We start from the raw sequence: 13,444 nt of genomic DNA, 5'->3' as shown, positions 1-13,444 counted from the left end.
CACCAATCGGCGAAGAAAAGTCTCTTCGACATCAGGCATCCGGTTCCAATCGGCAGTTTCCGAGATTACGATCGCATACGACAGTTCGCCAAGCGGGTAAGACTCATTGAGCTGGGGGTCTGCGGCAAATGTCATGTTACGGCGGGATAGCGTTTTCTAGCCAATCGTCCTCCGGAGACTGCCACGGCTGGCAGCTGCTGCCTTTTCTTTACCTGAACCGGCCTATCTCGCCCAATCGCGGGTACACCGCCCGCACGGACGATCGGCGATGAGCTCGAAGGACGACCCCTTCGGCCCGGCGGGCAAGACCGTCATTCGCGCAAGTGCACGGCGCGCGCAAAAATCGCCACCAGGTCCCGATCTGCCTGTCGCGGACGGAAGCCAACCTTCCCCGGTCAAGGATTCAACGGTGTTCGATCCTGGCTTGGGGCCACATACACCGCGGGGCTGGACATCCGGAACCGTGATCTATCAAGGCGCGGCTTTGGCTGCCGCGGGCGCCGGCTCTTCCGCCGCCGTGCCGACGCCGGTCATCGAGCAGGAGACCCTGCTGGGCGCCGCGGACATGGTCAAATACTCCACGGCAAACCCGATACTCGCCGCGGCGGCACCCTTGCTGATGCTGTTCGGGCAGCTCAGGCTGATGTCCGTCGAAAGACAAGCCGAGCCACTGGCGCAACATGTCGCCGAGGCGATCGAAAAATTCGACCGCACAATGGGGAAGTCAGGCGTTCCCGAAGAGGATGCGCGGATTGCGAAATTTGCTCTGTGCGAAACCGCCGACGATCTCATCGGCAACCTGCCCTGGCCCAAGAGTGACGACTGGGCGCAACACAGCATGCTGCGGCAGTTCTTTCACACCGAGACCACCGGCACAGGCTTCTACGAAGCCCTGAACACGATACTGGCCATTCCCGAGACGCACTACGATCTGCTCGAACTGATGCATGCCTGCCTGTCGCTGGGTTTCGAGGGCCAGTATCGAGGCCTGACGCGCGAAGACAGCAATCTCGAACGCGTTCGACGCGACGTCTACGAAACGCTTCGCTATTTCAGGGCGCATGCCGGCGAAGACATCTCCCCGCACTGGCAGGGCCTGGCGGCGACGATGGCGCAGCCGTCGGCCCGCCTGCCGCTTTGGGTCGTTGCCGCAGCGGCGACGGCGCTGCTGACGGCGGCGTTCTTCGCATTGCGGGTCTTCATCACCAATGAAGGCGACGCCGCCGCAGGTGAATTGCTGGCACTCAACCCATCGACGCCGGTCGCCATCGAGCGCGCCAGCGTGGCGCCGTTGGCCGAGCCGGCGAAAGTCACGCCACCTGCAGCCACCGCGCAGATCGATCGCATTCGCTCGGCACTGGCCAAGGAAGTCGAAGGCGGTGGGCTGACCATCGGCACGAAGGGCGACTTCATCGTGGTGGAAATCAACAATCTCCTGCTGTTCCAGTCCGGCAGGGCCGAGGCGAAGCCGGAATTCCAGCCTATTGCCGCGGACATCGCCGCGGCCCTGGAACCCGAGCCCGGACCAATCCGGATCGTTGGCCACACGGACAATGTGAAACCGCGAAAATCGAGCCCGTTCAAATCCAACTTCGACCTTTCCGTCGCCCGGGCGAAGGCTGTGGAAACGATGATGGCATCGAAATTCAAAGATCCCTCGCGACTATCGGTCGATGGCAAGGGCGAGGACGAGCCAATTGCCGACAATGCGACGCTGGAAGGCCGTGCCAAGAACCGCCGTGTCGATGTGATGATCCCCAGGGAGGAAACATTGTGAGCACGGCCAGGTGGAAGCGCCCATGACGCGTTGGCTGCTGCGGATGTTCAGCGTGACCGCGCTGGCCGGTTTCGCGGCGGCAGTGTGGTTTGCCGGGCCCTTGATCCGCTTCGCCGATACCCGTCCGCTCGGACCTGCCTGGCTGCGCGCGACGATCATTGGTGTGATCGTGGCTGCGCTGGCGCTTTTCTACGGGCTGCGTTTCTGGCAAGCGAGAAAGGCGCAAAAAAAGCTCGAAACTGTCGTTGCACACAACGACGACCGCGATGACGATTCGCGGGTGCTCGAAGCCCGCATGAATGAGGCCGTGGCGGCGCTCAAACGGTCGAGCGGCAAGCGCAACTTCCTCTACGAGATCCCCTGGTACGTCGTCATAGGTCCGCCGGGTGCCGGCAAGACAACGGCACTGGTCAATTCGGGTCTGAATTTTCCGCTTGCCGGTTCGGGGACCGCCCAACCGGTGGCTGGCGTTGGCGGAACACGCGCCTGCGACTGGTGGTTCACCGACCAGGCCGTGCTGATCGACACCGCCGGCCGCTACACGACGCAGGACTCCAATGCCGAGAGCGACAAGACGAGCTGGCTCGCCTTCTTGTCGCTGCTCAAGCGATACCGCACCAGGCAACCGATAAATGGCGTCATCCTGGCCATCAGCCTTGGCGATCTGATGAGCCTCGACGATCAGCAGCTTGATGCGCACGTGGTCGAGATACGCAGCCGCCTGAGGGAAATCCACGAGACGCTGAAAATCCAGTTTCCGGTGTATCTGCTGTTCACCAAGGCTGATCTTGTTTCCGGGTTCATGGATTACTTCGGCGGTTTCGACGAGCCGCGCAGGCGCAAGGTATGGGGCGCGACATTCCAGACCGCGGAGCGCGACAGGAACATGGCCGCCGAGGCCCCTGCCGAATTCGACGCGCTGGCAAAGCGATTGGCAGACGAGATGGCCGACCGCCTCCAGGAAGAAGCCGATCCGGTCACCCGCATCTCCATCTTTGGCTTTCCGGTACAGTTCGGCGCGCTCCGGGGGCGAATTACCAGTTTTGTCGCCAGCCTGTTCGACCCGACCCGCAGCCAGGTGAACGTCAGCCTGCGTGGGCTCTACTTCTCGTCAGGCACGCAAGAGGGAACGCCCATCGATCAGGTGCTGGGCGCTATCGGCCGCAGTTTCGGCAGCGGTTCGAAAGCCCACCTTTCCGGCACCGGAAAGAGTTTCTTTCTGCACGATCTGCTGACGGACGTCATTTTTGCCGAATCCGGATGGGTTTCGTACGACAGATCGGCTGCAAGGCGTGCGGCAATCGCCAGATTCGGCGGCCTCGGCGCAATAACATTGGTCGCGGCCGCTGCACTGGGTACGCTCGCCCTGAGCTTCGCGGCCAACCGGTCGCTGATCGCCTCCACAACTGTGGCCATAGGCCAGTATCGCGAGACGGCGGCCCCGCTGCTCAAGGCGACCACGGTCACCGATGTCGACCTCGAAAACGTCATCGGCCCGCTCGACCAGTTGCGTGATCTGCCGGCCGGGTTCGAAACCGGTGACTTGCCGACACCGATCGAGGAGACGTTCGGCCTCAGCCAGCGGGAGAGACTTCTCTCGGCATCCAAAACGGCTTATCGGCAAGCGCTGGAACGAATGTTCCGATCACGCCTGCTGATCCAGGCCGAGCGGACGATCCAGGCCAAGATGGCTGATCCCGTCGCGCTCTACGAACCGTTGAAAATCTATCTGATGCTTGGCGGCAAGTCGCCGAAGGTCGATGACGCGCTCATCGTTTCCTGGATGAAGCAGGATTGGGAACAGAACCGATATCCAGGCGAAAACAACCGCGAAGGACGCGAGCAACTCGAAAAGCATCTGCGCGCCATGCTCGCCCTGGACGATGCTTATGATCCCGTCTTCCAACTCAACCAGCCGCTTGTTGAAGCCGCTCAACGCTCTCTCGGGCGCATGAGCCTTGCCGACCGAGCTACCGCATTGATCAAGTCGGCGGTATACGCGGCAGCGCTGGACGATTTTTCCGTCTCCCAGAAAGGTGGCCCGGAAGCACCGCTGCTGTTCGAGCGCATCGATGGCAGCGATCTGTCAGGTCTTCGTGTTCCCGGTCTCTACACCCATGCCGGCTTCAGCACCTTCTATCTCCGGCAACTTTCGCACATGGCGCAGATGCTCGTCGACGAGCAGTGGGTTCTCGGTGGGGGCGGCGAACAAGGCGACATCGATCAGCAATTGCTCAAGCTCGGACCCGAACTTCTCGATCGCTACGGGAAGGAGTTCGCGGCGGCGTGGAACAGCGTTCTCGACCAGTTGAAATTCAAGGCGATGCTGACGGACAAGCCGCACTACATCGCGCTTTCAGCCGCTGCCTCGCCAACCTCGCCAATAAACCAGCTGTTTGCGGCGATCGCCAATCAAACAGCCCTGACGCGAGACGCAGGCGACGGCAACGGTCCCGGCGCCGAGACTGAAGCAGGCACGGCTCAAAACCAGCCAGGGAACGCCGCGGATTTCGCCAGGGGCCTGGCCCGCATCGGCATACAAATCGCCACGGGCAAATCGCAAAGCCGCGCCGGCACAGGGTCTGCCGCCATGCAGAACCTGAATCCAGGTGCGAACATTGAAGCGCAGTTCAGATCATTCCAGGCGCTTGTGAACGGCCCTGCCGGACACCGCCCGATCGACGCACTGACCCAGAACTTCAGCGATATCTTCCAGAGCCTGCAACTGGCAGCCGAAGTTCCTTCGCAGACCGAGCGGGTCAATACGAACCTGCAGCTGCAGATAGCCACTCTTCGCGCCAATGTCTCGCGCCTGCCCAGGCAGCTCGGCCGGATGGTCAATGCGACGGCAGATGAGTTTGAAGGCAACGTCGCCGAAACCTCGGTGGCAAACTTGAACCAGCTACTCGACCAGACGGTCACGGCCCCCTGCGAGGCGGCGATCAACGGCCGTTATCCGTTTGCCGGCGACGGCACCGAGGATGTTGCCATGGCGGATTTCGCGAAATTGTTCGCCCCAGGCGGGTTGATGGACCGGTTCTTCGCACAAAATCTTGCATCGCTGATCGACATGACCGGACAGGACTGGAGCTGGAAACAGGATGCGCGTTTCGGACGCGACCTGTCGAAATCGACCCTGAAAGACTTCCAGCTGGCTGCGGAGATCCGCAGCGCCTTCTTTCCAGCGGGCGGTTCTGTGCCCTCGGTCAGCGTCACCTTCACACCGTTCTCACTGCATGGCGATGCCGATGCGGCGATACTCGACGTCGATGGTCAGATCGTCCAGAGCAACCAGACCGACAACGCACCGAGCACGGTGACCTGGCCGAGCGGTACGGCTTCCGCGTCCACCAGTCTAAGCCTGACGCCGGAAATGCCAGGCCGCGAATCCGCCATCAAGTTCGAAGGGCAGTGGGCACTGAAGCGGCTTCTGGACAAGGCCGCCATCACCAGCAACGACAGCAGCGTGCAAGCACGCTTCGTCATCGGTGGACGCGACGTTACCTATTCGGTCCAGACTGGCTCCGGCTCCAACCCCTTCTTCCTCCCCGCGCTTTCCGGGTTCAGCTGTCCCAAGGCGTTTTGAGATGGGGTTGATCTGGTCGACATGGCGCCGGTCCGTAGACCACCCACCCCAAAGCTTAGTTTTCGATACTTTAATGTTCGAGCCTGTGGCAAAGTGGCGCGAGCGAGCGCCCAAAGGTGCGCCGCAGAGGACGCTTGAGAAGCGCTTGGTGGCAAATTGAACAATGTCGCCCTTCCCTTTGAAAGCTTCGGCGTGAGCCACAAAGGCTGTGTCCGTGAGCTCAATGAAGACAACTATCTGGTCGAGCCGCAAACCGGCCTCTGGGTGGTCGCTGACGGAATGGGTGGACATGACGCGGGAGAGGTCGCTTCCGCCAGTATCGTCGATCATCTGGCAACGATCGGCATAGCGAGCTCCGCACCTGATCTTCGGGCGCGCTTCGAGGACAGGCTGAGCAGGGCCAATGCCGAGATCCGCGGCATATCCGAATCTCGCGGCATAACCATCGGCTCCACCGTTGCCGCCCTGCTGGCGATGGATGGGCGGTTTGCCTGCCTGTGGGCGGGTGACAGCCGCGTCTATCTGATCCGCAACGCCTCGATCTCGCAGATCTCGAAGGACCACACCGAAGTTCAGGAACTCGTCGACAGGGGCATGATCAGCCCAGCCGAAGCGCTCACCTGGCCGCGCCGCAATGTCATTACGCACGCGGTCGGCGTCAGCGACGAGATCGTCATCGATTTCCAGCAAGGCGAAATCATGCCGGGGGACATTTTTGTGTTGAGCACAGACGGGCTGACGGCACATGTCACCGACGCCGAGATCGAGGCGGCGACCGTGTCCGCGACACCTCAGGCGGCCTGCGAAAACCTGCTGGAAACGGTGCTGGCGCGTGGCGGAACAGACAACGTGACTATCGTGCTTGTGAAGATCGGAGACGGGCGCGATGGGAAATCGCCCCGTCCAGATCCGTACAAGGCGGAGGGTTGAGGCTGATGAGCGCCGACGACAAGACGCGAATATCGGCGGGCGTGGCCAACACCGCCGTGGGCACGCAACTCAGCGGCATCTACGAGCTTGACGAGCGGATCGCATTCGGTGGCATGGGCGAGGTCTACCGGGGCCACAACATCCAGACCGGCGATCACGTCGCGATCAAGATCGTCCTGCCCGAGTTCGCCCGTGACCAGACGATCTTGTCCCTGTTCCGCAAGGAGGCATCGATCCTCAATCACCTGTCGCATGATGCGGTCGTGCGGTATCACGTCTTCACGATCGATCCCGGGATCGGCCGTCCCTACCTTGCCATGGAATTCGTCGACGGCGAGTCGCTGTTCGACATCATGCGACGCGGCGCGATGCCGACCGAAGAGGTGCGCAAGCTCTGCCATCGCCTCGCGTCCGGCCTGAGCGCCGTGCATCAGGCGGGAGCGATCCACCGCGACCTCTCCCCGGACAACATCATCCTGCCGGGAGGCCGGGTCGACCGTGCAAAGATCATCGATTTCGGTATCGCACGATCGGCGACAGTGGGTGGTGAGACACTGATCGGCGGAAAATTCGCCGGAAAGTACAACTACGTCTCACCCGAACAGCTCGGGCTCTACGGCGGCGACGTCAGCGAACAGTCGGACATCTACAGCCTGGGCCTGGTGCTGGTTGCGGCTTTGCGCGGCAAGCCGATCGACATGAGCGGGTCGCAGTTCGAGGTCATCGAAAAGCGCCGGACCGTGCCTGATCTCTCCGACATCGACGACGATTTTCGTGACATTGTTGAAGCCATGCTGCAGCCGGATCCGCAAGACCGGCCGATCAGCATGGCGGAAATCGCCAGGATGACGCGTGACGACAGCGAGGGGACAACGCCGCCGACTTCCACCACACCCCACCGGACGGGTTTGCCGCGAGCCGGGGGAACCCTTGCGCCGGACACCAGGACCCAGGCCCGGCCTTCCAATGTCGAGAGGCGCGACGCCTCGCCCGCAACGGGTGCAGGTGGACAGCCCTTCGTCCCGCATGTGCGGCCCGCGCATTTGTCCGAGGCGCGGCCTCCGGCGATCGCCGGTCCGCCACGCGCGGTCACCGCGCATGCACCTGGAAAATCCACAAAGACCCGAACCATGGCGATCGCCGCCTTGGCGGCGCTGGCTGTCGCCTCAGGCGCTGGCCTGTATCTGGGCGGATTCATGACGCCTGCGACGCCGACGGCCGGCAAGACATCGCTTTCCGCGCCAGAGCCATCACAGCCCGCGGCAGAAACGTCAAAGCCCGCCCCCGCGGACAATGTCGCGAACGCCCCCGAGCCGGCAAAGGCGGTTCCGCCCGCGCAGCCGGAGGCCAGCGCACCGACAGCTGACAATCAGCAAGATGCCGCCGCGGCGCAAAAGCAGCAGCCGGCCAAGCCCGCCGAAGTCCACTCGCAGACCGAGGAGCCCGCGAAGCCGTCCGCAACCGACGCGCAGCCGACGCCCGAAAAACCATCGCCCGCAGTCGCGCCAAATACGATGACCAGCGACAGTCAAACGTCGGCTCCGCCTGACACGACCGCTCCAGCCCCGCCAGCAGCCGAGACGGTGTCAACGCCGCCGCCGGCTGAGCCAAAGGTTGTCGAGAGCCAAAAGCCCGAGCCACAGACCAGCCCGCCGGCAGCGCCCGCGCCGGCGCCCAAACCCACTGCAAGCCAGACGGATGTCGCGAACGCCGAGAGCCAAAAGGCTGCGTCGCCGGCAGCCAAACAGCCGGACCAACCAGTCGTCGCGTTGAACGTGCCCAAACCGGAGGTTCCCCCGGCCGTCGACGACATCGCGCAACGTGTCGCCTGGGTTCGCGACTTCGGCGGCGGCGACTGTTTCTACGCCACCATGACGTCGGCAACCGACAAGGCCGCCGCGATCGAAGGATTTGGAACGGCGGTCCAGCCATTCGAGCAGATGCTGGGCGATTTCCAGGCAAGGTTCCATGTCGAGCCGGACATCAGCGTCCGCCTCATTGAGCCAAGCCAATGCGAAGTCACCAACTTTCTGCGCTTTGTGGGGCAGACTGCGGCCGACAAGCCGCAGCTCGCTCTCGATCGGACATCGGTGCCGAACGGTACGCCGATCAGCGGCACGCTGGTGACGCGTGGCGGGCTCATTTCCAGCGTGCTGCTGATCGATCACAAAGGCATGGTGTTCAATCTCGACGACCGCATTGTCGCACAATCGGGCAAGGCTAGCTTCAGCATCCCGATTGGTCTCGGCGCCGCCGACAAGGCCGCCGGAAAGGCGGTGCCGCAGATCATACTGGTGATCACGGGGCCCCAGGATATCCAGGCGGCTACGTTCTCCACGCCCACGCCAGCTTCGGTGCTGCTGCCCAAGATCCTGGAAGAAATCGAGACCGACGGGTCTCAGTTCTCAGCCACTGCCAAGTATTTCCGGCTCGGCGGATAGCATGGGCGCCCGATGGAACGCCGCCGCTCGTGTTTGCCCAACTCGTCTGCCGACCTGCCCATAAAGCAGCGTGATCCGGTTCGAGCCCTGCTTGCGCTGACGGGCCGCATGAGGCTTGCGGTCATGGCGGGCGTGGCACTGCTGGCCGTGCTGTCATCCAGCGAAGCGCGCGCCGAATTCACCGTCTGCAACCAGACGCTCGACGTCGTCAATCTCGCCGTCGGCCAGAAGATCGACAATGCGGACCAGACCGACGGCTGGTGGACCATCGGGGCCAATCAATGCGTGAACGTCATCCGCGAGGAACTGACGAACCGCTACATCTACATCTATGCGACGGACGTGTTTGGTCATGCGATCCTCACCGGATCGACCGAAATGTGCATCGAGCGGCGCCGTTTCTCGATACGCGGCATCGACGAATGCTGGCAGCGCGGCCACATCGCGGCGCAATTTCTCGAAGTCGATACGCTTGAACAGGTGCGGTGGACCTTCTTCCTGACCGGAAGCAATCCGTGACGCACAGTATCGACACGAGCTTCAAGCAGAAAAAGCAGGCGCGCGCGGCCCTTCGCAGGCGCACGCTTTGGCGCAGGCTTGTTGCCGGTCTGGCAGTGGTTGTCCTGCTTTCGATCGCCGCCGGGTTCTACCTCACCGCGGACTACTGGTCGTTCGGCGACGAAGATGAGGAGTTGCACGCGGTCGAAGGAGTGGACGATGTGCCGGCCGATGCATCCGTCTATGTGCCTGCCATCATCGACCTCGCCGGGGATCCGATGTGGATCACGCTGGCGCCCGATGCCGGTGCCGCAACGAAGGGCCGAACGATGCCGCGCCCGGCGGAGCTCGATCAGGCCGGCGTTTCTCCCCAGATCGAAATTCTGTCCGACGTCATGCTGAGCGCCAGCGAGAAATTCATGACGACGATTCCATCCACGCAGGAGGATTTCGCATTCTTCCAGGCGCAACGAAAGACCGCTCCAGCGCCATCCGGCGATCTGCAGAACGATCTTGAGCCATCGCCGGAAGCGGGGGTACCGGCGGCAGCTTCGGACCAGAAGGCCGACGTCGACGATCCCGAAGCCGGCTGGGGTGAGACAATCGATGCAGGTGATGCAGCCCTTCCTGCATTCCAGAAGACCCAGATCGAAAACAACACGAGCGTCGCGGTCGTCACCAATGAGTATCAGCGGTTCGAGGCGACCGAAGACACGTTCGTGAAGATCCTCAACGACCGCAGCCTGGACAGCGTAATCCTGGATGCGCATTTCTCCGCCGACGATGCCAAGCTGGCAGGCGAGGCCCTGAAGGCGCTTTTCAACCGGGACGGCCTGGAACCCGGCTATGTCGTTGCCATGCGCGGGTTCAGGCCGACGCGCGAGACGACGACGATGTCCCTCATGCAGGTTTCGGTCTACGCCAAGAACGTGTTTGTCGGCACGCTGACGCGCAACGCCGCCGGCGCGTTCGTATCGGGTGTCGATCCCTGGGTCCGCGAAGACCTGTTCAACTATTCGGGCGCACAGGCGGAAGGCACGCACAAAAGGCAATATCGTCTGCTCGACGCGATCTACTCGACGGCGGCCCGCAACAATGTTCCGACCGGCGTGATCGGCGAAGCGATCATGTATCTCTCGAGAGGACAGGATCTGGACGCCTTTGCAAGCGAGGACCAGCGTCTTGTGCTGATCTATTCGCAGACGCCGCGCGGCAAGGACGAGGGTGCCGGGCGGGTGCTGTATGTGGGCGTCCAGGGCACCGAGAAAAGCCTCGACTGTTTCGTCTTCCAGCAAAGCGACGGCCAGTTTGCATGCGTTTCGGGTGACGATCAGGTTCGCTCGCTGACCGTCACCAACGGCATGGTCACGCCGGTCAACGGGGTCATGACCTCCACCTTCGGGCCACGCAAGCATCCAATTCTCGGGACCGTTCGCATCCACAAGGGCGTCGACTGGGCGGCGCCAGTGGGCACGCCGATCGCAGCCGCCTTCGATGGCGAGATCACCTTCCAGGGCGATGGAGGCAACTATGGCAATCTGGTGAAGATTTCGCATGGAAACGGGCGCGAGACGCGCTATGCGCATATGCAGAAATTTGCAATCGCGGCCGGTGTCGGCACCAAGGTGAAAGCCGGCGACATCATTGGCTACATCGGCACCACCGGCCTTTCGACCGGGCCTCACCTGCATTTCGAACTTTATCAGAACGGCGAGGCAATCGACCCCCTGGGCACGGTTACCGCGATCGCTTCGGACGATTCCGCCGTCGAAACGCTCACCGACCGTATCGTTCATGTCGAAAGTGGTGGCAGCGCTCGCGCCAAAAACCCACTTTCTTCAGCGACCGGCGCCGGTCAGTTCATAACGAAGACCTGGATCAGGATGATGAATACCTACCGCCCGGAACTTGCGCGCACGCTGTCAACTGCCGACCTGCTCGCCCTGCGCTACGACGCCACGATCTCGCGTGAGATGGTGCGCAATCTGGCACGCGAAGGCGAGGCCTACCTTCGGGCGCGCGGTCACCCGATCACAGCCGGCCGGCTGTATCTCTGTCATTTCCTGGGAATGGAAGGCGCGCATCAGGTGCTGTCGGCGGCGGGTTCGGCGCAACTGAGCGCCGTGCTGGGGTCGGCCGTCATCCAGGCCAACCCGTTTCTCACCGGCAAGACAGCCAGTTCTGTGGTGGACTGGGCCGAAAGGAAGATGGGCCAAAAGCTGAGCCGCATGGCCACTGACGCCGGCCCGCAGACAACGACCACGGAGATCCGCCAGACATCGCCGGAATTCGAAAAATACAAGCAGGCCGTCACAGCCCTCATAAGCTCGATTCAGAATACGCTTTGAACCCGGCCGCGCGGTGTGAGCCTCCCGGACTATTGGTGTTCCTGCTGCCAAGTGTTATCATAGACAAAGTTTTTTCGGGCCGTTTGTGAACCAAAATCATGGTCAAGATCACATACGCCCAGGAGCCATTTTTTGGCACAGGCGACTCTGTCGCCGACGAAATTTAGCATGCGCAGACATCAATAGCGCGCCCTGATGGGCGGAGGGCTGGTCAATGAAAGCGTTAGCCGTCTTTCTGAGCGGGTTTATCCTGTTTTTCCTTGCCTCATTCGGCGCCCTGGCCGCCACCGGCGCTGAGGCTGCCGCGCCCGACGCCAAGCGCGTCGCGCTGGTGATCGGCAACAGCAAATACGTCCATGCGGTTACCTTGCCCAATCCCGCCAACGATGCCCGCCTCATCGCGTCGACACTGCGCAATGCCGGGTTCGAGGTGATCGAAGGGGTCGACCAGGACAATGCAGGTATGCACAGCCTCATCAGCCGGTTTACCGAGCAATCCTACGACGCGGACCTCGCGGTCATTTTCTATGCCGGTCACGGCATGCAGGTCGATGGCAAAAACTACCTGATACCGGTCGACGCCGAATTGACGTCGCCGGCCTTTCTCAAGACCCGCACCGTTCAGATCGACGATTTCATGGCTGCTTTGCCGCCCGACCCGGCGGTTGGCGTCATCATCCTCGATGCCTGCCGCGACAATCCGCTGGCAAGGACGCTGGCCGCCGCGATGCCGAAGAGCCGCTCCACCTCGTTGGGTACCGGTCTGGCGCCGGTCGAAGCAAAATCGGACGGCGTCGGAACCGGCGGCCTCCTGATTGCCTATGCAACGGATCCTGGCGCCATCGCTTTCGACGGCAATGGGGTCGACAGTCCTTACTCGACGGCGCTCGCCCGGCATCTGACCGAACCCGGTGTCGAAATCCAGGGTGCGCTGACGCGCGTGCGCGGCGAAGTGACCGAAACCACGCAAGGTCGCCAGAGGCCCTGGCATAACGCGTCGCTGGGACGCGAGGTTTTCCTGGGAAAACCCGTCGCGCCAGCGGCGCCGGCTGCAAATCCCATGGCCGACGGATCGAATGGCGCGGCGACATCCGCTCCTGCCCCTGTTGCCAGTGATCCTCCTTCCTGGGAAGTCGAGCAACGTCTTTGGGATGAGGCTTCGAAGCGCAATTCAATTCCGTTCTACGAGGCCTATCTCGACCAGTTTCCGAACGGTCGCTTCGCCACCGTGGCGCGGCTGAACATCGACGAATTGAACGACCCGAAAGCCCAGAACCGGCAGGTCGCGGCACTCGATACGGACCAGGCGAACGCCAGTTCCGGCTCTACCGTGCGCACCTCGGTCGGCGTTCCGGACGAGGTGAAGCAAATACCGGGCACCGAGTTGACCGAAAGTGCGATCGGCCTCGATCGCCAGAGCCGCATCGACCTGCAATTGCGCATCGAAGCGTTGGGCAATGAGCTTGGGCGCATCGACGGCACCATAGGCCCACAGACCCGTCAGGCGATCGGCATCTGGCAAGCGAAGAACGGTCTCCCGCAGACCAGCTATTTGACGCGCGAGCAACTGGCGTTCCTGGTGATCCAGACAGATCCAATGATGGAAGGTGTGCGGGCCAGGCACGCTGCCGATCAAGCCCGCGCGGCGCAGCCGAAAAAGCAGGTGGTGCAGAAGGTCCGCACGCCGAAGCCGGTGGCACAGAAACCCCGCAAACAACAGAAGGTCGTTCAGAAGCGGCGCAACCGCGAGACTGTAGTGCGGCAGGATGATCTTCCGCCACCCCAGGACAACAATGACTTCCTCACCAAGGCGCTGATCTTCGGCACCGGTGTGGCCGTAGGCGGCGTGCTCAAGGACTGACCG

At 62.3% G+C, this 13,444-nt stretch carries 7 protein-coding genes; all 7 read left to right on the top strand.

The window, feature by feature from the left end; translation table 11 throughout:
• The first annotated feature begins 268 nt into the window (after window positions 1–268).
• The 7 genes from tssL (at window position 269) to AC1D10_RS15855 (ending at window position 13,441) form a co-directional block, all read left to right on the top strand.
• A complete protein-coding gene (gene tssL / locus AC1D10_RS15885) occupies window positions 269–1,777 on the top strand; it encodes a type VI secretion system protein TssL, long form (RefSeq protein ID WP_477273336.1) in 1,509 nt (502 codons plus the stop codon).
• 22 nt (window positions 1,778–1,799) lie between these two features.
• On the top strand, window positions 1,800–5,363 hold the full coding sequence (gene tssM, locus AC1D10_RS15880) for a type VI secretion system membrane subunit TssM (protein ID WP_477273334.1): 3,564 nt from the start codon (window positions 1,800–1,802) through the stop codon (window positions 5,361–5,363).
• A 156-nt stretch (window positions 5,364–5,519) separates the two neighbouring features.
• Window positions 5,520–6,293, top strand: a complete 774-nt coding sequence (locus AC1D10_RS15875; protein ID WP_477273333.1) for a PP2C family protein-serine/threonine phosphatase — start codon at window positions 5,520–5,522, stop codon at window positions 6,291–6,293.
• A gap of 5 nt (window positions 6,294–6,298) precedes the next feature.
• On the top strand, window positions 6,299–8,734 hold the full coding sequence (locus AC1D10_RS15870) for a serine/threonine-protein kinase (RefSeq protein ID WP_477273332.1): 2,436 nt from the start codon (window positions 6,299–6,301) through the stop codon (window positions 8,732–8,734).
• Window positions 8,735–8,842: 108 nt separating this feature from the next.
• Window positions 8,843–9,253, top strand: coding sequence for a DUF1036 domain-containing protein (locus AC1D10_RS15865; protein ID WP_477273331.1), 411 nt, complete (start codon window positions 8,843–8,845; stop codon window positions 9,251–9,253).
• The gene (locus AC1D10_RS15860) at window positions 9,250–11,580 is read left to right on the top strand and encodes a M23 family metallopeptidase (protein WP_477273329.1); all 2,331 of its coding nucleotides are present in this window, start codon (window positions 9,250–9,252) and stop codon (window positions 11,578–11,580) included. Before AC1D10_RS15865 ends, AC1D10_RS15860 begins: the two co-directional genes overlap by 4 nt.
• 214 nt (window positions 11,581–11,794) lie before the next feature.
• The gene (locus AC1D10_RS15855; RefSeq protein ID WP_477273327.1) at window positions 11,795–13,441 is read left to right on the top strand and encodes a caspase family protein; all 1,647 of its coding nucleotides are present in this window, start codon (window positions 11,795–11,797) and stop codon (window positions 13,439–13,441) included.
• Window positions 13,442–13,444: the final 3 nt, after the last annotated feature.

This window comes from Mesorhizobium sp. P2_A8 (assembly GCF_056404935.1).
The sequence above is the reverse complement of the archived record's forward strand: the minus strand, read 5'-3'. Positions and strand labels throughout refer to the sequence as shown.